This is a genomic window from Variovorax paradoxus, assembly GCF_030815855.1.
In the GTDB taxonomy this organism is placed as follows: domain Bacteria; phylum Pseudomonadota; class Gammaproteobacteria; order Burkholderiales; family Burkholderiaceae_C; genus Variovorax; species Variovorax paradoxus_M.
This window is the reverse complement of the sequence record NZ_JAUSXG010000001.1, coordinates 1,464,846-1,484,390: the sequence shown is the minus strand read 5'-3', so window position 1 is coordinate 1,484,390 and position 19,545 is coordinate 1,464,846. Positions and strand designations below refer to the sequence as shown.

The following is a 19,545-nucleotide window of genomic DNA, read 5'->3' as shown; positions in this document are numbered from 1 at the left end:
GAAAGATGACCTCGCGTGCGCATATTGCTTGTGGAAGATGACAGTGCGTTGGCAGACGCCGTCTGCAGCTATCTGCTTGCGAAATCCTTCGTGGTCGACGTGGCACCCGGCCTCGCCGAAGCCCGTGGCGCGCTGCTTTCTGTGCAATACGCCGCCGTGCTGCTCGACCTGCACCTGGGCGACGGCGACGGCCTTTCGCTGCTGCCGCAGGTGCGGGCGCTGCGCGAGCCGCCCATCGTCATCGTGCTGACCGCGCGCGACCAGGTCACCGACCGTATCCGCGGGCTCGATGCCGGCGCGGACGATTACCTCATCAAGCCCTACGACCCGGCCGAGCTGCTGGCGCGGCTGCGCGCGGTCGAACGGCGGCGCAGCGCGGGCAGCTCGCCGGTGCTGCACCTGGGCACGCTCGAGATCGACCTGGCGCAAGACCGGGTGCGCAAGGACGGGAACCCGGTCGTGCTGACCCAGAAGGAGTGGGCCCTGCTGCGCGTGATGGCCACACGGCCCGAGCGCATCCACACCCGCGAGAACCTTGCCGACGCACTCTACGGCTTCGGCGACGAGGCCGACAGCAACACGCTCGAGGTGTTCATCAGCCGGCTGCGGCGCAAGCTGGGCAAGAACCATATCCAGACACTGCGCGGCCTCGGCTATCGCCTGTCGACCTCGGCAGACGACGACGAATGAACGCAGCACTCCCGAAAAACGGCCCCGACACGCTGGCCGGCCGACTCACCCGTACCTTGATTGTCTGGGTCGGCGGCGTGTGGATGCTGTGCGTGCTGGCCGTGGTCTGGTATGTGGACCGCGAGATCAACCACAACTTCGACAATGAACTGGTCGAGGTGTCGCACCGCATGTTCGACATGGCGGTGCAGGAGCTCGACAAGCTGCAGCAGGCGGGCACTCCCGCCGGAACGCCGATGATCGCCCCGAAGCAATTGTTTTCGGAAGACGCGGTGAAGTACCAGGTCGTGGACATCCACGAGCACGTGCTGCTGCGGTCGGCCGAGGCGCCCACCGATGCCTTCGACGTTCCGCTTGCCTCCGGCTTCGCGAACAACCAGACCTGGCGCATCTATACCGTGCGGCACCCCACGCGCGGCCTGTACTTCCAGGTGGCCGATCCGCTCGACGAGCGGCGCTCGGCGCTGAACCGCACGCTCTTCGGCCTGATCATTCCGCTCGGCGCCGTGCTGCCGCTGCTGGCCCTGGTGCTGCGCAACGTGGCGCGTACCGAACTGCGCGTGCTGCAGCAGCTCGCGGGCGAGATCGAGAAGCGCAGCGGCTCCGACTTGCGGCCCATCACCTTGCCCGGCCTGCCGCGGGAACTGCGATCGGTCGGCGACCACGTCAACAGCCTGCTGGAACGGCTGTCGCATTCGCTCGATGTCGAACGCGCATTGGCCGCCAATGCGGCGCACGAGCTGAGAACACCGCTGGCTGCGGCCAGGCTGCGCCTGCAGACGGCGCTCGAACACGATCTGCAGCGCAACGACGTCCAGGCCGCGCTCGACGCGCTGCAAATTCTCAGCCACCGCACCGAAAAGCTGCTGCAGCTTTCGAGGGCGGAATCGGGCGCATCGCTCGCGCGCTCGCGGGTCGACCTGGTCCAGCTCGCCGGCGCGGTGGTGCAGGAGTTCTGGAACGATCCGCAGATGGACCAGCGATTGGCGCTCAAGCTGCCCGACAGCGCTGCACCCGTGGCCGTGGGCGATGTCGACGCGCTGGCGATCGCGCTGCGCAACCTGGTCGAAAACGCCCTGGGCTACAGCGTCGGCGGCCGCGTGGTGGTGGAGGTGATGGCGCCCTGCACGCTCGCGGTGCGCGACTTCGGCCCCGGCGTGAGCGCGGCGCAGCTGGCCACGCTGCAGCAGCGCCATGTGCGGCACAGTTCAGACCGCGCAGGCTACGGGCTGGGCCTGTCCATCGTGAGCACCATCGTCGAGAAGCACAACGCGACCCTCGAACTGGCCTCGCCGCCCGCGGGCGCCGCGAGCGGCTTCGAAGCGCGCATCGTGCTGCAGCCGGCGTAGCAGCACCCTTGCACGGGGCCGGGTCAGCGGGTCAACGCGCGCCGACCTTGCGCGGCACGAATTCGTACGAATTGTCGAAGCCGAATTGCCGCGCTCTGTACATGCCGGCCATCTTCTTGACGAGGTACTGGCGCGCGGAACGGGGCAGCGCAAAGAAGTTGGCGTTGGCCGTGGTCTTGCGCTCGCCGTCCAGGTTGCCCGTGATGGCGTGGATCGCCACCTTCCGGCCCTGGTGGAAGGCAATGATCTTGATACCGCCCGAGAAATGGTCATTGTTGAAGCTGTCCACGCCGTCGGGGGCGAAGAAGCGATAGACGAGGATGGGGTCGATCAGCCCGTCGGCGTCGAGATCGCGAAACTCGGCGAGCTTCGACCGAAAGTTGACGCCTGCATCTTCCTTGCCCGCAAAGTCGCGGATGGACCATTGCCGCGCCAGCACGCCGCTGCTGCCTACCTTGAAGAGCGATGCCTCGATGGCCGAGGACAGCAGCTCGCCTGGAAACGGTAGGTCCTGCTTCTCGCCGAGCACCAGCACATAGCCGCCGGACCTGTCCTCGTAGCAATACCGCTTGAACACGGGAAGCTCGACGCCGGCCTTCTTCAATGCGTCGGCGCTCAGGAACGGCGCATAGGCCAGGCATGCATTCTTCTCGGCCTTGATCTGCGCATGGCCGGAAGCAGCAAACAACAACGCAAGGGCGGCAAGCGCCAGTGTCTGGAGCGGCATTTCGCCCTACTCGCTCACGAGCGCACGCAACCAGTCGGGCAGGGGCAGCGCCTTCTGCCTGGGAAAGTCGACCCAGATCGTGGTCGCTCCGCCCGCGGCGCAGATCACGTCGGGCGCCTCGGCGCGCGCCATGGTGGCCCAGCTCTCGAAGGTGGTCCGGGCCGGGTCGCTCACGTACATCTTGAGCAGCACGTTGCCCGGATACTCGAGCTGGCGGTAGAAGTTGCAGAAGGCATTGACGATCACCATGCCCTCGCCGCCCGGCGCGGGCTGGACGCCGAGCGAATGTATCCAGTCGATGCGCGCGGTTTCGAGATAGCGGAAGTAGGTGCCGTTGTTGAGATGCCCCATGGCGTCCATGTCGCCCCAGCGGATCGGGATCGACATCTCGTACACGAGCTTCTTCTTTTCGGGGATTTCGATTCTCATCGGTGGGCCTTGATGGATGCGAGGATGCCAAGAACGAACAGCAGCGCCGCCACCAGTTCGGCGGCTTGCGGCCAGCGGCCGTCCCAGAGGAATGAGTAGAGCAAGGCGAACAGCGTCTCGCTCACGATCAGCTGGCCGCAAAGGCTGGCCGACAGGCGCTGGCTCGCAACGTTCCAGAGAACGGTCGCGAGCCACGAAGAGCCGAAGCCGCCCGCCAGCGCCAGCCAGACGAAGAGCATGCCCTCAGGGCGCGCGCGCAGTGTGGCCACGTCGCTGCCGGCCACCATCCACAGCAGCAAGGCGCCCACGCCGGTCGCGATGCCGAGCCAATTGGCCCAGTCGGTGGCATTGAGCTCGGTATGGCGCTGCAGCCATGCGGCATTGAGAAGGCCGTACACCGTCCAGCTCGCCATGGCGCAGAGCGCCAATGCAATGCCCCAGCCGAAGCGAACGCCGTCGCCGGCCGTACCGTGTTGCGCCGACCAGGCGCCGTAGACCATCAGCGCAATGCCGGCGCCCGTGAGCACCAGTCCCGGCAGCAGCGCCTGCATGCGCAGTCCCGCGGGCCGGCCGAGCAGCATCATCCAGACAGGAATGGTGCCGATGATGAGGCTGGGCACCTCGGTGCCCGCCGCCGCGATGCCGAAGGCCAGCAGCAGGTAGTAACCGCTGAAGCCCAGCACGCTGAGTCCGAGGGCCGCCAGTGCCTGCCGCCTGTCGGGCCAGCGCAGCGAGGCAGGCCGCGTGAACACCGCGACCCCTGCAATCGCACCGAAGACCACGAAGCGCGCGGCCGTGATGTCGACCATGCCGAAGTGGCCGACCATGCGCGGCGCCACGAACACCAGGCCCCAGAGCGCGCCCGCGCCCAGCCCGGCGGCAATGCCGACCCACGCGCGCGGCGTCAGAGCGCGAACCCGTCGTCGGCGGCAATGACCGCGCCGTTTACGAAATGGCTCTGGCCGCTGGCCAGCAGGACGATCAGGCCGTCAAGGTCTTCGGGCTTGCCCACGCGCTTGCGCGGCAGCATGTTGACGAGCTTCGCACCGCCTTCGGAAACCCAGTGGTCTTCGTTGAGCTCGGTCGTGATGTAGCCCGGGCACAGCGCGTTCACGTTGATGCCGAAGCGGCCCCATTCGAGCGCCATGGCCTTGGTCATCTGCACCACCGCGGCCTTGCTCATGCAGTAGGCGCCGATCTGCGGCAGCACCTTGAGCGCGGCCACCGAGGCGATGTTGATGATGCGCCCGCCGATGTAGGTGCCCGGCGCCGAACCCTTGGCGCGCGCCAGCATGCGTTTGCCCACTTCCTGCGCGACGAAGAAGGAGCCCTTCACGTTGGTGTCGAAGATGTAGTCGTAGTCGTCGGGCGTGACATCCTGCAGGCGTTGGGTGGTGCTCACGCCCGAGTTGTTGACCAGGATGTCGATGGGCCCCACCTCGGTTTCAGCGCGTGCCACGGCGGCCTTGATGCTGCCGATTTCGGTCACGTCGAGCTCGACCACGTGAGCGTCGCCGCCCTCGCCTTCGATGCGCGCGCGCAGCTCCTTGAGCTTTTCGACCCGGCGGCTCGCGAGCACCACCGCGGCGCCGGCGCGCGCCAGGGTTTTGGCGAACTGCGCGCCCAATCCGCTGGAAGCGCCGGTAACGAAGGCCACGCGGCCTGAAAGATCGATGCTGTAAGCCATGAAGAGGGTCCTGCTGAGTCGTTGCCGAGTCGCCGAGGTGACGCCCTGCACTCCACATAAAATGTTTCGCGCCCCGAAGCGTCCGAGCCCAAATCATTATCGACGAGACCCACATGACCCACGACGAAATCCTCGCCCAGTTCGGCCCCCGCGAATCCATGGAATACGACGTGGTGGTCGTCGGCGGCGGCCCGGCCGGCCTCTCGACCGCCATCCGGCTCAAACAGCTGGCGGCCCAGCATGAAAAGGAAATTTCCGTCGTGGTGCTCGAAAAGGGTTCCGAGCCCGGCGCGCACATTCTCTCGGGCGCCATCATGGATCCGCGCGCGCTCAACGAGCTGCTGCCCGACTGGAGGGAACAGGGCGCGCCGCTGAACCAGCCGGTCACCGACGATGCCATGGTGTTCCTCGGCGAAAAGTCGGGGCTGCGCACACCCGGGGCCTTCCTTCCGGCCTGCTTCCAGAACCACGGCAACTACATCATCAGCCTGGGTGCCTTCACCAAGTGGCTCGCGCAACAGGCCGAAAACCTCGGCGTGGAGATCTTCCCGGGCTTCCCGGCCGCCGAAGTGCTCTACAACGAGAACGGCTCGGTGCGCGGCGTGGCCACCGGCAACATGGGCGTGGGCAAGGACGGCGAGCCGACCGAAAATTTCCAGCTCGGCATGGAGTTGCTCGGCAAGTACACGGTGTTCGCCGAAGGCGCGCGCGGCCACCTCGGCCGCCAACTCATTGCCAGGTTCAAGCTCGACGAGGGCAAGGACCCGCAGACCTACGGCCTCGGCGTGAAGGAAGTGTGGGAAATCGACCCCAAGCGCCACCAGCCCGGCTTCGTGCTGCACACCGCCGGCTGGCCGATGAAGAGCGACACCTATGGCGGCGCTTTCCTCTATCACATGGAGGACAACAAGGTCACGCTGGGCTTCATCACGGGCCTGGACTACAGCAACCCCTACCTGAGCCCGTTCGAGGAAATGCAGCGCTGGAAGCTGCACCCCAACATCCGCTGGTACCTTGAAGGCGACGAGGCCAAGGGCATCAAGCCGGCCAAGCGCATCGGCTACGGCGCGCGCGCCATCACGGCCGGCGGCCTGATGTCGCTGCCCAAGACGGTGTTCCCGGGCGGCGCGCTGGTCGGCTGCGAGGCCGGCTACCTGAACGTGAGCCGCATCAAGGGCAGCCACGCCGCCATCAAGACGGGCATGCTGGCCGCCGAAGCCGCGTTCGACGCGGTGCAGGCCGGCCGGCAGCATGACGAGCTCACGGCCTATCCGGCCGCGTTCGAGAAGAGCTGGCTCTACACCGAGCTGAAGAAGGCGCGCAACTTCAAGGCCTGGTTCAAGAAGGGGCTGGGCATTGCCACGTTCATGAACGGCATCGAGCAATGGCTGCTGAAGGGCAACATTCCTTGGACCCTGCGCCGCAGCAAGCCCGACCACCTGTATCTCAAGCCCGCGGCGGAGTGCAAGCCCATCGTCTACCCGAAGCCGGACGGCAAGCTCACCTTCGACCGGCTCTCGAGCGTGTTCATCAGCAACACCAACCACGAGGAGCAGCAGCCGGCCCACCTGACGCTCAAGGACGCGTCGGTGCCGGTGAACATCAACCTCTCGAAGTTCGCGGGTCCCGAAAGCCGCTACTGCCCGGCGGGGGTATACGAGTTCGTGCCCGACGAGGCCAAGGCGGGCAAGGAGCGCCTGCAGATCAACGCGCAGAACTGCGTGCACTGCAAGACCTGCGACATCAAGGACCCGACGCAGAACATCGTGTGGGTCACGCCTGAAGGGGGCGGGGGGCCGAATTACGTGGGGATGTAGTCGGAGCTTTTGCCCAGGGCGATCTTTGTTCGGGGCGGAGTTGTTCAGGGCACGTGCACAGGCCACCGGGTACTCCCCTCCGCGAATGTCCCCCGGCTTCGCCTCCTCCTTGATTTCGCTGCGGGGAGCACCCGATGCCCTGTGCACACCGGGCGCTGCGCTTGTTCCGCTCGACCAACGACTGCTCTGAATAACGCTCCCGGCGATGGGGTGCCTTGCGCAGCGAAATCAAGGAGGAGCCCGAAGGGCGGGGGACATTCGCGGAGCAAGGTACCCCGTCGGCGGGAGCGCGCCACGAACGACAGAATGCAAAGTTCAGCCCGTGCTTTCACCCCACCCGCCCCCACCAGGCGTTTCGATCACGAACACATCGCCCGGACGCATCTGCACCTGGCCAATGTGCTCCAACGTTTCTACCGTGCCGTCGACCCGCTCCACGCGATTGACGCCCACCGCCCCGGCCTCGCCACCCGTACCACCGAAGGCTCCGTAGAGCCGACCGTTGCTGAGGATGGAAGCCGTCATCGGTGCCAGGAAGCGCACGCGCCGCACGCCGCCGTCGCCACCACGCCAGCGCCCTGCTCCGCCTGAGTTGGTACGCAGGCTGTAGCTGTCGAGCCGCACCGGGTAGCGGAATTCGAGCACTTCCGGGTCCGTCAGGCGCGAGTTGGTCATGTGGGTCTGCACCACGCTCGTGCCGTTGAAACCGGGGCCCGCGCCCGAGCCGCCCGAGATGGTTTCGTAGTACTGGTGCTCGCCGTCGCCGAAGGTGAAGTTGTTCATGGTGCACTGGCTCGCGGCCATGACGCCGAGCGCGCCGTAGAGCGCATTGGTCACGCAGCTCGAGGTTTCGACGTTGCCCGCCACCACCGCGGCCGGCGGCAGCGGGTTGAGCATGCAGCCGTCCGGCACGATCACCTCGATGGGCTTCAGGCAGCCCGCGTTGAGCGGAATGTCGTCGTCGACCAGCGTGCGGAACACGTAGAGCACGGCGGCCATGGTGATGGCGCGCGGGGCGTTGAAGTTGTTCGCCAGTTGCGCGCTGGTGCCGGTGAAATCGACCGTGGCCGAGCGCGCGGCGGCATCGACCGTGACGCGCACGCAAATTTGCGCGCCGTTGTCCAGCGGCAGCGTGAACTCGCCGTTCTTCAGCGCCGTGATGACGCGGCGCACCGACTCCTCGGCGTTGTCCTGCACGTGGCCCATGTAGGCCGCCACCGTCTCGCGGCCGAACTGCGCCACCATGGCCTGCAGCTCCTGCACACCCTTCTCGTTGGCGGCAATCTGCGCGCGCAGGTCGGCCAGGTTCTGCTCGATGTTGCGCGACGGATGGGCGCCGCTGCCCAGCAGTGCGCGCAGTTCGGCCTCGCGCAGGCGGCCGCCCTCCACCAGCTTGAAGTTGTCGATCAGAACGCCTTCGTCGCCGATGGTGGCCGAGAACGGCGGCATGGAGCCAGGCGTGATGCCGCCCACGTCGGCATGGTGGCCGCGCGAAGCCACGTAGAACGAAGGCCGCGCATCGCCTGCCTGCAGGTACACCGGCGTGACCACGGTGATGTCGGGCAGGTGCGTGCCGCCGTGATAGGGGTCGTTCAGCACGAAGACGTCGCCGGGCTTCATGCCGGGATTGCCGTCGATCACGGTCTTGATCGATTCGCTCATCGAGCCCAGGTGCACCGGCATGTGCGGCGCATTGGCGATGAGGTTGCCCTCGACGTCGAACAGCGCGCAGGAGAAGTCGAGCCGCTCCTTGATGTTGACCGAGTAGGCCGTGTTCTGCAGCCGCAGGCCCATCTGCTCGGCGATGTTCATGAAGAGGTTGTTGAACACCTCGAGCATTACCGGGTCGGCGCTGGTGCCCATGGCCCGCGTGGCCACACGTGGCCGCACGCGGTGCAGCTCGATGCCGGCGGCGGTGGCGCGCGCCTGCCAGCCGGGCTCGATCACCGTGGTGGCGTTGCGGCCCGCGAGAATGGCGGGGCCGTCGATGGAGGCGCCGGGTTTCAGCACCGCCTCGTCGAACAGCGCGGCGTCGCGCCAGCCGGCGGCTTCCTCGTCTGCCTCGCAATACATGCGGACGGCGGCCAGCGGCTCGGGTGCATGGGGGGCAATGTCGGCCTGTGCGGCCGGTGGCGCGCCACGCTCGCCGGCCCCTACGGCTTCGACCGTCACCGCCTCGATCACCAGCGCCCGCTCCGCCATCAGGAAGGCGAAGCGGCGGCGATAGCCGGCTTCGAACTCGTCGCGCATCGCCGCGATGGTTTCGTCGGCCGAACCCGCCATGGGCAGCGCACAAGCCAGCGCGGTGTCGGTGCCTTCGTAGCGAAGCTGCACCCGGTGCACCGCGGCGATGGCCGCATCCGCCACGCCCTGCTCGCGCAGCTCTCCTTTCGCTTGCGCCGCAAGAGAGCCTGCCGCATCACGCGCCGCGACCAAGCCTTCTGTGTCGAGCCTGCGCTCCAGTGCCAGCTCGCGCATCGCCAGCTGGTCGGCCAGCCCCATGCCGAAGGCGGAGAGCACGCCCGCCAGCGGATGCAGGTAGACGCTGCGCATGCCCAGCGCATCAGCCACCAGGCAGGCATGCTGCCCGCCGGCGCCGCCGAAGCACTGCAGCGTGTACTGCGTGACGTCGTAGCCGCGCGCCACCGAAATTCGCTTGATGGCATTGGCCATGCTGGCCACGGCGATGCGCAGCGCGCCGCTCGCCACTTCTTCAGCACTCACGGCGCGGCTCGTCGCTTCCGACATGCGGCGCGCCATCGCGTCGAAGCCGCGGCGTGCCGCCTCCAGGTCGAGCGGCTCATCGGCATTCGGGCCGAACACATTCGGAAAGTGCGAAGGCTGGATCTTGCCGAGCAGCACGTTCGCATCGGTGGTGGTGAGAGGTCCGCCGCGCCGGTAGCTGGCCGGCCCCGGGTTGGCGCCGGCCGACTCCGGCCCCACGCGCAGCCGTGCGCCGTCGAAGGCGATGACCGAACCGCCGCCCGCCGCCACCGTGTGGATGCTCATCATCGGCGCGCGCATGCGCACGCCGGCCACCTGGGTTTCGAACGAGCGCTCGAATTCGCCGGCATAGTGCGACACGTCGGTGGAGGTGCCGCCCATGTCGAAGCCGATCACGCGTGCATGGCCAGCATCGAGCGCGGTGCGCACCATGCCGACGATGCCGCCGGCAGGGCCCGAAAGAATCGCGTCCTTGCCCTGGAAGCGGTCGGCCTGCGTGAGACCGCCCGAGCTCTGCATGAAGAACAGCGGCACGCCCGGCATCTGCCGCGACACCTGCTCCACGTAACGCCGCAGGATCGGGCTCAGGTAGGCATCGACCACCGTGGTGTCGCCGCGCGGCACCAGCTTCATGAGCGGGCTGGTCTTGTGCGACACCGACACCTGCGTGAAGCCGATGGCGCGCGCGATGCGCTCGGCCGCGAGTTCGTGCGCGGTGTAGCGCCAGCCATGCATGAAGACGATGGCGCAGGCGCGCAGCCCGGCATCGAAGGCCTCTTGCAGCGCGGAGCGCAGCGCTTCTTCGTCCAGCGACTGCACGACGCCGCCCTGTGCGTCCATGCGCTCGTCCGCCTCGATCACGCGCTGGTAGAGCAGTTCGGGCAACACGATGCGGCGGTCGAACAACCGCGGCCGCGCCTGCGTGGCGATGCGCAGCGCATCGCGAAAACCCGCCGTGGTGACCAGCACCGTGGGCTCGCCCTTGCGCTCCAGCAGCGCATTGGTGGCCACCGTGGTGCCCATCTTCACGCACTCGACGCGCTCGGGGGTGACGGCTTCGCCGGGCGCGAGCTTCAGCAGGCGGCGGATGCCTTCGACCGCGGCGTCCTTGTACTGCTCGGGGTTCTCCGACAGCAGCTTGAGCGTGTGCAAGCCACCCTCGGGGTCGCGGCCGACCAGGTCGGTGAATGTGCCGCCGCGATCGATCCAGAACTGCCAGCGGGACGGGAGAAGGGAATGCGTGGTCATGAGAAAAAAGGGGTCTTCGCGGGAGAAAAAGAGGTTCGGATCAGTTCTGGCGCAGGTCGCGTCCGCGCGTTTCGGGCAGGCACAGCGCCACGATCACCACCATGGCGTAGGCCACCGCCGCGCACACGCCGATGGCGGTGCCCAGCGGAAGATGCATGCGGTCGCTCAGCACCCCGACCAGGGCCGGAAAGGTGGCACCGATGCCGCGCCCGAAGTTGTAGCAAAAGCCTTGCCCGGAACCACGCAGTTCATTGGGGAAAAGCTCGGCCAGGAAGGCCCCCGCGCCGCTGAAGATGCCCGACATGAAGAAGCCGAGCGGAAAGCCGAGCAGCAGCATCAGGCTGTCGGTGATGGGCAGCAGCGTGTAGGCGTAGACCAGTGAGCCGGCTCCGACTGCAAAGAGAATGAACGCACGGCGGCGGCCGAGACGGTCCGACAGATAGGCACCGCACAGGTAGCCGATGAAGGCCCCGATGATGAACATGAACTGGTAACCGCCCGAACCCAGCACCGTGAGGTGGCGCTCGTTCTTCAGGAAGGTGGGAAGCCAGACGCCGATCGCGTAATAGCCGCCCTGCATGCCGGTGAACAGCAGGCTCGCGAGCACCGTGGTGCCCAGCATGCCGGGCTTGAAGATCGCGAGGAAGTTGCCGCTGCGCTCGCCGCGGTCGACGGCCGCACGGCTTTGCACATAGATCTCGGGGTCGCGAATCGAGCGGCGGATGAACACGATCAGCACCGCCGGCAGCAGGCCGAGCATGAACATCACGCGCCATGAATACTCCGGCGGCAAGAACGAGAACAGCGCCATCGACACCAGCACCGCCGCGCCCCATCCGACGGCCCAGCTGCTCTGCACCAGCCCCACCGCCTTGCCGCGGTAGGCCGGCCGGATCATCTCGGCGATCAGCACCGAGCCGACCGCCCACTCGCCGCCGAAACCCAGGCCCTGCAGCGTGCGCGCGATCAGCAGTTGCTCGGGCGTTTGCGCCAGGCCGCAGGCAAAGGTGAAGATCGCGAACACCAGGATGGTGAGCTGCAGGATGCGCACCCGGCCGTATTTATCGGCCAGGATGCCCGCCCCCCAGCCGCCGAGCGCGGAAGCCACCAGCGTGGCGGTGCCGATCAGTCCCACCTCGGTCTTGCTCATGCCCCACAGCGACAGCAGGATGGGCGTGACCAGCGGCAGCGTGTAGTAGTCGAACGCGTCGACCGCATAGCCGCTGAACGATGCGGTGAGCGTGCGCTTCTCGTTCGGGTCGAGCGTGCGCAGCCAGCTGCCTTCGGCCTGCGCGTTGTCGCCCGTCTGCGCGGCGTCGAGGGTGGTGGTTTTCATGGGTTGTCTCCAGGTTATGAATGGGTCGCGGCGGTCTAGAACGCGGCCAGGCTGTGATGCAGCAGGTCGGTGACCAGCATCGAGCCCGGCGCATGCGTGATGGCGAACGGCAGCTTGGCGGCAGCGAGCGCGGCCTGGGGCGTGACGCCGCAGGCCCAGAACACGGGAAGCTCGTCAGGCATCACCTCGACCGCATCGCCGTAGTCGGGATCGCCGATCGACCGAATGCCGATCAGCGCCGGGTCGCCGATGTGCACCGGCGCGCCGTGCACGGCCGGAAAGCGCGAGGTGATCTGCACCGCGCGAATGGCGTCGGCCGCGCGCAGGGGCCGCATCGACACCACCATCGGCCCGTGGAAAGGGCCGGCGGGCGCGGTGGCCACCGAGGTGCGGTACATCGCCACGTTGCGGCCCTGCGCGACATGGCGCAGCACGATGCCCTCGGCCATCAGGGCATGCTCGAAGGTGAAGGAGCAGCCGATGACGAAGCTCACCAGGTCGTCGGTCCACAGCGCGCGAACATCGGTGGGCTCGTCCACCAGCTCGCCGTTTCGCCACACGCGGTAGCGCGGCAGGTCGGTGCGGATGTCGATGCCTTCGCCGAGCGCCGGCAGCGCCGGATCACCGGCTTCGGACACGCCGAGCAGCGGGCACGGCTTCGGGTTGGCCTGGCAGAAGCGCAGGAAGTCGGCGGCGTGCACGCGCGGCAGGGTCACGAGGTTGCCCTGCACGTGGGCGCTGGCCAGCCCGCTGGTGTGGGCACTCAGGGTGCCGCTGCGGCAGGCCTGGCGCACGGCCAGCGCACTGCTGCCGGCGCCGGGCTGTTCTGCAAAGGATGGACGGTTCGACATGTGGCGTTTTCGATGCCCGATGCATCGCTGTGGTGTGATTCGACGGATTGTGGGAATCCGCGCTCACGAACGCCAACGCAAAGTTTCTCGCTCAGCTCATCGATTTTTTCGATGACCCCATGCGGTGCGATGCGTGCACCACGGCGGAGCTCAACGCCGCTTCCGGCAAGGGCGAGGAAGGATCGTCGCGATAGCTCGCGAAGATGGGCAGCGGCTCCATCGCGTCGTCGCAGGGCAGCACGCGCAACGGAAGCCGCCGGGCCAGCGGCTCGACCACCGCGCGCGGCAGCGTGGCCACGCCGAAGCCCGCCTCCACCAGCTGCGCCATCGCCGAGATCGAAGAAATCGCATGCACGCGCGGCGGCGGGCTGCCGGCGTCGCGGAACATCTCGAGCAGCGCCACGTGCGGTTGCGAGCCGCGCTGAAAGGTCAGCAGGTCGAGCGAGAGCAGGTCCGGCAGGCGGTAGCGCCGCTTCAGGTGCAACTCGCGGTGGCCGACGAAGCACATGGGCATCGGCGGCACGGCGCGGGTGCGCACGCCGTCGCCGGCGGCCGGCAGCGCGGCAAACACGAGGTCCTGCTTGCCACGCTGGAGTTGATCGACCAGCACCGGCGTGGTTTCGACGGTGAGCTCCAGCTCGAAGTCCGGATACGTTGCCTGCATGTGCTTGAGCCAGCCGGTGAGCCAGCTGTGCACCACCGATTCGATGGCGCCCACGCGCAGCACGGCCTCGCGCACGGCGCCCGAGCCCATCTCGGCCTTGATGTGCATCTGCATCTCGAGCAGCTTCTGCGCGAAGGCATGAAAGCGCTGACCCGCCACGGTGAGGCGGAACTGCTTGTCGCGCCGGTCGAGCAGCAGCACGCCCAATTCGCGCTCGAGCGCGGCGATGCGGCTGGACAGCGCCGACTGTGTGAGGTGCAGCTTCTCGGCCGCTCGGGTGACGCTCTTGAGCGCCACGGCCCAGTGAAAGGCTTCAACGAATCGCAGATTCATCGCTTTCCGGTCGCCCGGCTCCTTGGTTGCGCGAGCCGCGAGTGTCGCCTGGGCGGCCCGCACGGGCCCACCGAAACCGTACGCGCCGGACGCCTGGAGCGTTCGGGAGACGTTAAATTTCGAGGCAATATTCGCGGCGGGTCCGTGAAAATCCCGACGCGCTGAAGCGTCCGGTTACGGCATAGTCGGCTGCTGACCGCGAAGCTGTCTTCGGCTTCGCGACTTCTTTTCTCTGGAGACACCACAATGAAATTGACCCGACTGGCCGCCGGCCTGGTTCTGGGCATGGGCATGGCTTGCGCCGCCTTCGCGCAGACCACCATGAAAATCAGCATTTCGACCGCGCAGAACTCGCACCAGGGCGTTGCGATCGATGTGTTTGCCAAGGAAGTCGAGAAGCGCACCGGGGGCCGCTACAAGGTCCAGACCTTCTACAACGGATCGCTGGGCGGCGAGCGCGAGTCGATCGAGGCCGTGCAGCTCGGCACCCAGGAACTGGCGCTCTCTTCAACCGGCCCGGTGCCCAACTTCGTGCCGGAAACCAAGATTCTCGACGTGCCCTTCCTGTTCCGCGACAAGGCGCATGCGCGCGCCGTGCTCGACGGCCCGATCGGCCAGGACCTGCTGACCAAGTTCGACGCCAAGGGCTTCAAGGCATTGGCGTGGGCCGAAAACGGCTTTCGCCACATGACCAACAGCAAGCGCGACGTGAAGGCGCCGGAAGACCTCAAGGGCCTGAAGATGCGCACCATGGAGAACCCGGTGCACATCGCGGCCTACAAGACCTTCGGCATCGTCACGACGCCGATGGCCTTCCCCGAAGTGTTCACCGCCCTGCAGCAAGGCACCGTCGACGGCCAGGAGAATCCGCTGTCCGTCATCATCGCGGCCAAGTTCGACCAGGTGCAAAAGCACCTGTCGCTCACAGGCCACGTCTATTCGCCGTGCATCTTCCTGATGAACAAGGCGTCGTTCGACAAGCTCAGCGCGGCCGACAAGCAGGCTTTCCTCGAGGCCGCCAAAGAAGGCACCAAAGCCAACCGGGCACGCGTGGACGAAGACGACGCCAAGGGCGTGGCCGACCTGCGCGCCAAGGGCATGACGGTGATCGACAACGTCGACAAGACCAAGTTCGTTGCCGCCCTGGCGCCGGTGAACGCCCAGTTCGAAAAGGACTTCGGCAAGGCCAACCTCGACAAGATCCGCGACTTCAAGTGATTTTCAAGATGCTATCTGTCCGATAGCATCCCCCGCCCGTTCAGCGCTGTCTGACGGGCTTTTTTGTTTTCAACATCACGACTGCAGATGAAAGAAAAATTTCTCGGCATCGAGCGCTGGACCACCGGCTTCTCGATGATCGCCGCCTGCGCGATGCTGGTCATCGCCTCCGGGTTGGGCGTGTTCCAGATCGTCACGCGTTTCGTGCTCGAGCAGCCTGCCGAATGGAGCGAGATCCTGATCCGCATGAGCCTGATCTGGATGGTGTTCCTCGGCATTCCGATGGCCTTTCGCCAAGGCGCGATGGTGAGCGTGGATGTGCTTTACCGCTGGAGCCCGCCGCACATCAAGCGCGTGCTCGACGCCGCGGTCAGCATCGCGGCGCTGGCGCTGATGCTGGTCATTCTCTGGTGGGGCTGGGACTACGCCCTGCGCGGCCGCGTGCAATCGATGGCCGGACTCGAAAGCGTGTCGATGATGTGGTCGTACCTGGCGATGCCGGTGGGTTCCGTTTTCTGCCTCTTTGGCATTGTTGGTAATTTTCTCGATCCCAAGCGGCTCGAACTGGAGACCGCGCAATGACCCCCGTGATGGTTGCAACGATGGTGCTGTGTTTTGCACTGTCGGTTTCAGTGGCGGTGTCCATCGGTCTCGCATCGATCCTGGGTATCCAGGTGGCCAACGTCAACATGCTGATCTCCGTGAAGGAGATGTTCAATTCGATCAACAAGTTTCCGCTGGCGGCAATTCCGTTCTTCATCCTGGCCGGCAACTTGATGGAAACCGGCGGCATCTCGCGCCGGCTGGTCGAATTTGCCAAGAGCATCGTGGGCGGCGTGCAGGGCGGCCTGCCGATGACCTGCGTGCTCACCTGCATGATCTTCGCGGCAGTGTCGGGCTCGTCGGTGGCGACCACCTTCGCGATCGGCGCCATCCTGATTCCGGCACTCATCAAGCACGGCTACCCTACGGCCTACGCGGCGGCGCTGCAGGCCACGAGCGCCGAGCTGGGCGTGATCATTCCGCCCTCGATCCCGATGATTCTCTACGGCGTGAGCGCCGAGGTGTCCATCGGCGAGCTGTTCATTGCGGGTTTCGGCCCCGGCATTCTCATCAGCCTGGCGCTGATGCTGTTCGTCTGGGTGTATTGCAAGTGGAAAGGCTGGGGCAAGAACGACGGCGACGGCCGCATGTCTTTCGGCAAGGCGACGTGGCAGGCCGGCTGGGCGCTGCTGATGCCCGTCATCATCCTGGGCGGCATCTACGGCGGCATCTTCACGCCCACCGAAGCCTCGGCCGTGGCGGTGTTCTATGCGCTGGTGGTCGGCGTGGTCATCTACCGCGAGATCAAGCTCAAGGACCTGTACCTGATCCTGCGCAAGTCGGTGCTGTCGTCGGCGGTGATCATGTTCATCATCGCCAACGCGGGCCTGTTCGCGTTCCTGATCACGCGCGCGGGGGTGCCCGACGCCATCGGCCATTGGCTCCAGGAGGTGCTGAAGTCGCCCGCGATGTTCCTCCTGGGCGTGAATGCGGCGCTGTTCGTCATCGGCATGTTCATCGAAACCAGTGCGGCCATCATCGTGCTCGCGCCCATCCTGGCGCCCGTGGCGGTGCACTTCGGCATCGACCCGGTGCACTTCGGGCTCATCATGGTGGTGAACCTCGCGCTGGGCATGATCACCCCGCCCTTCGGCGTGAACCTGTTCGCGGCCTGCACGGTGGCGCGCATCTCGCTCGACCGGATCGTGAAGTACCTGGTGCCCTTCGTGCTCGTGATCCTGGCCTGCCTGATGGTGATCACCTACGTGCCGTGGATATCGCTGGCGCTGCGCGACTTGGTGTACGCCAAGTAGCCAAGGCGCGGAAAGCAAAACGGGCGGCCTTCGCGGGCCGCCCTTTTTTTTGCGTGGCACCCTGTGTAAGGCAAACGTTTCACGAAGATGTCACCGCTTGCAACGATGCTGCAGCCTTCGAATCCCGAAAGCTGTGGCGCCATGTTTCCCACCAAGACCGACAAGGCACGCGACGAACTCCAGGGCGGCCAACGCACGCTGAGCCAGCGCGAGCGCGCGCTGCTGCTGATGGCGGACGGCCGACGCTCGCTGACCGATTTCAGCCCGCTGTTTCCAAGCCGCAACGAAGCCGAACAGGCGATCCAGGCGCTGGTGCTGAAAGGCTATCTGCAGGACACGACGCCGGCCGCAGCGCCAGCACCGTCCGCGCCGCCCGCCCCTGTGCCAACGGCCGACCCGATCCAGCTCCACACCTCGGCCGACAACTTCGACGGCAAGCGCTCCCTGGCCACCACGCGGATGTTCCTGTTCGACATCTGCGAACGCATGTTCGTGAGGCGCGACCCGAAATTCGCGCTGCAGATGCGCGACGCCCTGCGCGAGGCCCGCGACCGCCAGGCGATGCTGACCATCGCCGCGCTGATGCTCAGCGAAATCGAGAAAACCGCCGGCGCCGAGCGGGCCGAATCGCTGCGCGAGCGCATCGAGCGGCTGCTGCCTCCGGCCGAGGTGGTGCACTGAGGCGGTGGGCCCCGCGCCCGCGATCCACTACACTCCACAGGGTCAGGAGAGAGCTTCGCCATGCGAGGCCGCCGAAGGCGCAGGGGTTTCCCGAACGCTCAGGCAAAAGGACTGACAAGGCGCTGGCGCAAGCCGGCGTTTCCTTGCTGGAGAGAGGCCGCTGCATCGTCAACCATGCACCGGTCCACCGAAGGAGCAAACCCCGATCGTGGGGCGAATCTCTCAGGTAAAGCGGACAGCAGGGGTGGCCCATGGCGTCGTGCCATGGAATTCGTCTGCCCCTTTGGAGTGCCCCGTGGCCGCTTCCCCCGCTTCCGCTTCATCCGACGCCCCCCTTCTCAAGACGCCGCTCCACGACCTGCACGTGGAACTGGGCGCCCGCATGGTGCCCTTTGCCGGCTATTCAATGCCGGTTCAGTATCCGACCGGCCTCATGGCCGAGCACAAACACACGCGCGACGCGGCCGGCCTGTTCGACATCTCCCACATGGGCCAGCTGCGCCTGGTCGGGCCCGAGGCAGCGGCCGCCTTCGAAACCCTGATGCCGGTCGACGTGATCGACCTGGCTGCGGGCAAGCAGCGCTACGGCCTGCTGCTGAACGATGAAGGCGGCATCCTCGACGACCTGATGTTCTTCAACGAAGGGCACAGCTCGATCTTCGTGATCGTGAACGGCGCCTGCAAGGTGGCCGACCTTGCCCATATCCAGCAGAAGATCGGCGCCCGCTGCGACGTGCAGCCCATGCCCGACCACGCGCTGCTCGCGCTGCAGGGGCCGCAGGCGGTCACGGCGCTCGCACGTTTGTCGCCCGGCATCGAACGCTTCGTGTTCATGACCGGCGGCGCGGTTCAGATCGGCGGCATCGCGGCCTTCGTCACCCGCAGCGGCTACACCGGCGAAGACGGCTTCGAGATTTCCGTGGCGGCCAAGGACGCCGACGCCCTCGCCCGCCTGCTGCTCGCGCAGCCCGAGGTCAAGCCCATCGGCCTGGGCGCGCGCAATTCGCTGCGGCTGGAAGCCGGGCTCTGCCTCTACGGCAACGACATCGACATCACGACCACGCCGGTCGAGGCCTCGCTCAACTGGGCGATACAGAAGGTGCGCCGCCCGGGCGGTGCACGCGAAGGCGGCTTTCCGGGCGCGGCCAAGGTGCTGGCCCAGCTCGCCGCCGCCACAGCCGGCGCCGCGGGCCGCACCGACCACGACACCCTGAAGCGCAAGCGCGTCGGCCTCGTGGCGCTGGAGCGCATTCCGGTGCGCGACGGCACGATGCTGCAATCCTTCGAAGGCCAGGACATCGGCATCGTCACCAGCGGCCTGCTCGGCCCCACGGCCGACCGCTGCATCGCCATGGCCTACGTGGCCACGGCTTTTTCGGAGCCCGGCACGCGTGTGCAGGCCATCGTGCGCGGCAAGCCGGTGCCGATGGAAGTCTCGACCCTGCCTTTCGTGCCGACCCGCTACTACCGCGGCTGAACCCGCGGGGCGGCTAGGCTCTGCACCCGATCATCATTTTTCCACGAGGAGTTTTTCCATGAGCATCAAGTACACCAAGGACCATGAGTGGGTCTCGGCCGAAGGCGGCGCAGCCACGGTCGGCATCACCGTGCATGCGCAGGACGCGCTGGGCGACGTCGTGTTCGTCGACCTGCCCGAAATCGGCAAGACCTTCGCGCAGGGCGAAGTCGCCGGTGTCGTCGAATCGGTCAAGGCCGCGGCCGATGTGTTCATGCCCGTGTCGGGCGAAATCATCGAAGTGAACGAAGCGCTGCGCGCCGATCCGTCGCTCGCGAACACCGATCCGCTGGCCGCCGGCTGGTTCTTCAAGGTCAAGCTCAGCGAACCCGCGCAACTCGATGCGCTGCTGGACGCCGCCACCTACGACAAGTTCGCCGCCGAATCCTGATCCGCTGAGTTCTTCTTCAGCCGCCTTC

The 19,545-nt window shown here is 66.6% G+C and carries 17 protein-coding genes and 2 riboswitches; of the genes, 9 read left to right on the top strand and 8 right to left on the bottom strand.

Annotation, left to right across the window (positions count from 1 at the left end; genetic code table 11):
- Positions 1 to 15: 15 nt before the first annotated feature.
- The gene (locus QFZ42_RS06915) at positions 16 to 690 is read left to right on the top strand and encodes a winged helix-turn-helix domain-containing protein (RefSeq protein ID WP_307700251.1); all 675 of its coding nucleotides are present in this window, start codon (positions 16 to 18) and stop codon (positions 688 to 690) included.
- Positions 687 to 2,039: a sensor histidine kinase gene (locus QFZ42_RS06910; RefSeq protein WP_307700250.1), complete on the top strand. Its 1,353-nt coding sequence runs from the start codon at positions 687 to 689 to the stop codon at positions 2,037 to 2,039. Before QFZ42_RS06915 ends, QFZ42_RS06910 begins: the two co-directional genes overlap by 4 nt.
- 31 nt (positions 2,040 to 2,070) lie before the next feature.
- Here QFZ42_RS06910 and QFZ42_RS06905 read toward each other — a convergent pair whose 3' ends face one another.
- The 4 genes from QFZ42_RS06905 to QFZ42_RS06890 are packed head-to-tail and all read right to left on the bottom strand — an operon-like array spanning position 2,071 to position 4,882.
- Positions 2,071 to 2,766 (bottom strand): M949_RS01915 family surface polysaccharide biosynthesis protein, encoded by a 696-nt coding sequence (locus tag QFZ42_RS06905; RefSeq protein ID WP_307700249.1) that lies wholly within the window; start codon positions 2,764 to 2,766, stop codon positions 2,071 to 2,073.
- Between the two features lie 6 nt (positions 2,767 to 2,772).
- On the bottom strand, positions 2,773 to 3,195 hold the full coding sequence (locus QFZ42_RS06900; protein WP_307700248.1) for an acyl-CoA thioesterase: 423 nt from the start codon (positions 3,193 to 3,195) through the stop codon (positions 2,773 to 2,775).
- Positions 3,192 to 4,079 (bottom strand): DMT family transporter, encoded by an 888-nt coding sequence (locus tag QFZ42_RS06895; protein ID WP_307704185.1) that lies wholly within the window; start codon positions 4,077 to 4,079, stop codon positions 3,192 to 3,194. The genes QFZ42_RS06900 and QFZ42_RS06895 overlap by 4 nt, the downstream gene beginning before the upstream one ends.
- Positions 4,080 to 4,099: 20 nt before the next feature.
- Positions 4,100 to 4,882: an SDR family oxidoreductase gene (locus tag QFZ42_RS06890; protein ID WP_307700247.1), complete on the bottom strand. Its 783-nt coding sequence runs from the start codon at positions 4,880 to 4,882 to the stop codon at positions 4,100 to 4,102.
- 113 nt (positions 4,883 to 4,995) lie between these two features.
- On the opposite strand from QFZ42_RS06890, the gene QFZ42_RS06885 reads away from it, so the two are divergent.
- Entirely contained in the window at positions 4,996 to 6,699 is a 1,704-nt protein-coding gene (locus QFZ42_RS06885) for an electron transfer flavoprotein-ubiquinone oxidoreductase (RefSeq protein ID WP_307700246.1), read from the top strand.
- A 315-nt stretch (positions 6,700 to 7,014) separates the two neighbouring features.
- Here QFZ42_RS06885 and QFZ42_RS06880 read toward each other — a convergent pair whose 3' ends face one another.
- From QFZ42_RS06880 to QFZ42_RS06865, 4 genes are all read right to left on the bottom strand, one after another.
- Positions 7,015 to 10,671 carry a hydantoinase B/oxoprolinase family protein gene (locus QFZ42_RS06880; RefSeq protein WP_307700245.1) on the bottom strand — a complete coding sequence of 1,219 codons (3,657 nt, stop codon included), beginning with the start codon at positions 10,669 to 10,671 and terminating at the stop codon, positions 7,015 to 7,017.
- 40 nt (positions 10,672 to 10,711) lie between these two features.
- Positions 10,712 to 12,007 (bottom strand): MFS transporter, encoded by a 1,296-nt coding sequence (locus QFZ42_RS06875; RefSeq protein WP_307700244.1) that lies wholly within the window; start codon positions 12,005 to 12,007, stop codon positions 10,712 to 10,714.
- A gap of 35 nt (positions 12,008 to 12,042) precedes the next feature.
- A complete protein-coding gene (locus QFZ42_RS06870) occupies positions 12,043 to 12,858 on the bottom strand; it encodes a putative hydro-lyase (protein WP_307700243.1) in 816 nt (271 codons plus the stop codon).
- 91 nt (positions 12,859 to 12,949) lie between these two features.
- Positions 12,950 to 13,855: a LysR family transcriptional regulator gene (locus QFZ42_RS06865; protein WP_307700242.1), complete on the bottom strand. Its 906-nt coding sequence runs from the start codon at positions 13,853 to 13,855 to the stop codon at positions 12,950 to 12,952.
- Positions 13,856 to 14,101: 246 nt separating this feature from the next.
- Here QFZ42_RS06865 and QFZ42_RS06860 point away from each other — a divergent pair, with 246 nt between their 5' ends.
- The 6 genes from QFZ42_RS06860 (at position 14,102) to gcvH (ending at position 19,517) form a co-directional block, all read left to right on the top strand.
- Complete coding sequence (locus QFZ42_RS06860) at positions 14,102 to 15,073, top strand: TRAP transporter substrate-binding protein (protein ID WP_307700241.1); 972 nt, start codon at positions 14,102 to 14,104, stop codon at positions 15,071 to 15,073.
- An 87-nt stretch (positions 15,074 to 15,160) separates the two neighbouring features.
- Complete coding sequence (locus QFZ42_RS06855) at positions 15,161 to 15,655, top strand: TRAP transporter small permease (RefSeq protein ID WP_307700240.1); 495 nt, start codon at positions 15,161 to 15,163, stop codon at positions 15,653 to 15,655.
- Positions 15,652 to 16,929 carry a TRAP transporter large permease gene (locus tag QFZ42_RS06850; protein WP_307700239.1) on the top strand — a complete coding sequence of 426 codons (1,278 nt, stop codon included), beginning with the start codon at positions 15,652 to 15,654 and terminating at the stop codon, positions 16,927 to 16,929. The genes QFZ42_RS06855 and QFZ42_RS06850 overlap by 4 nt, the downstream gene beginning before the upstream one ends.
- A gap of 141 nt (positions 16,930 to 17,070) precedes the next feature.
- Positions 17,071 to 17,610, top strand: coding sequence for a hypothetical protein (locus QFZ42_RS06845; protein ID WP_307700238.1), 540 nt, complete (start codon positions 17,071 to 17,073; stop codon positions 17,608 to 17,610).
- Between the two features lie 33 nt (positions 17,611 to 17,643).
- Positions 17,644 to 17,734: riboswitch (glycine riboswitch) on the top strand.
- A 12-nt stretch (positions 17,735 to 17,746) separates the two neighbouring features.
- A riboswitch (glycine riboswitch) is annotated at positions 17,747 to 17,859 on the top strand.
- A 46-nt stretch (positions 17,860 to 17,905) separates the two neighbouring features.
- The gene (gcvT, locus tag QFZ42_RS06840) at positions 17,906 to 19,087 is read left to right on the top strand and encodes a glycine cleavage system aminomethyltransferase GcvT (protein WP_373423313.1); all 1,182 of its coding nucleotides are present in this window, start codon (positions 17,906 to 17,908) and stop codon (positions 19,085 to 19,087) included.
- A gap of 58 nt (positions 19,088 to 19,145) precedes the next feature.
- Positions 19,146 to 19,517: a glycine cleavage system protein GcvH gene (gene gcvH / locus QFZ42_RS06835; protein ID WP_307700237.1), complete on the top strand. Its 372-nt coding sequence runs from the start codon at positions 19,146 to 19,148 to the stop codon at positions 19,515 to 19,517.
- Positions 19,518 to 19,545 lie beyond the last annotated feature (28 nt).

What these genes read in the sequence shown, in the direction of transcription:
- QFZ42_RS06910 (WP_307700250.1), top strand. Translation starts at nt 687, where the DNA reads ATGAACGCAGCACTCCCGAAAAACGGCCCCGACACGCTGGCCGGCCGA.
- QFZ42_RS06905 (WP_307700249.1), bottom strand. Translation starts at nt 2,766, where the DNA reads ATGCCGCTCCAGACACTGGCGCTTGCCGCCCTTGCGTTGTTGTTTGCT.
- QFZ42_RS06900 (WP_307700248.1), bottom strand. Translation starts at nt 3,195, where the DNA reads ATGAGAATCGAAATCCCCGAAAAGAAGAAGCTCGTGTACGAGATGTCG.
- QFZ42_RS06890 (WP_307700247.1), bottom strand. Translation starts at nt 4,882, where the DNA reads ATGGCTTACAGCATCGATCTTTCAGGCCGCGTGGCCTTCGTTACCGGC.
- QFZ42_RS06885 (WP_307700246.1), top strand. Translation starts at nt 4,996, where the DNA reads ATGACCCACGACGAAATCCTCGCCCAGTTCGGCCCCCGCGAATCCATG.
- QFZ42_RS06880 (WP_307700245.1), bottom strand. Translation starts at nt 10,671, where the DNA reads ATGACCACGCATTCCCTTCTCCCGTCCCGCTGGCAGTTCTGGATCGAT.
- QFZ42_RS06875 (WP_307700244.1), bottom strand. Translation starts at nt 12,007, where the DNA reads ATGAAAACCACCACCCTCGACGCCGCGCAGACGGGCGACAACGCGCAG.
- QFZ42_RS06870 (WP_307700243.1), bottom strand. Translation starts at nt 12,858, where the DNA reads ATGTCGAACCGTCCATCCTTTGCAGAACAGCCCGGCGCCGGCAGCAGT.
- QFZ42_RS06865 (WP_307700242.1), bottom strand. Translation starts at nt 13,855, where the DNA reads ATGAATCTGCGATTCGTTGAAGCCTTTCACTGGGCCGTGGCGCTCAAG.
- QFZ42_RS06860 (WP_307700241.1), top strand. Translation starts at nt 14,102, where the DNA reads ATGAAATTGACCCGACTGGCCGCCGGCCTGGTTCTGGGCATGGGCATG.
- QFZ42_RS06855 (WP_307700240.1), top strand. Translation starts at nt 15,161, where the DNA reads ATGAAAGAAAAATTTCTCGGCATCGAGCGCTGGACCACCGGCTTCTCG.
- QFZ42_RS06850 (WP_307700239.1), top strand. Translation starts at nt 15,652, where the DNA reads ATGACCCCCGTGATGGTTGCAACGATGGTGCTGTGTTTTGCACTGTCG.
- QFZ42_RS06845 (WP_307700238.1), top strand. Translation starts at nt 17,071, where the DNA reads ATGTTTCCCACCAAGACCGACAAGGCACGCGACGAACTCCAGGGCGGC.
- gcvH (WP_307700237.1), top strand. Translation starts at nt 19,146, where the DNA reads ATGAGCATCAAGTACACCAAGGACCATGAGTGGGTCTCGGCCGAAGGC.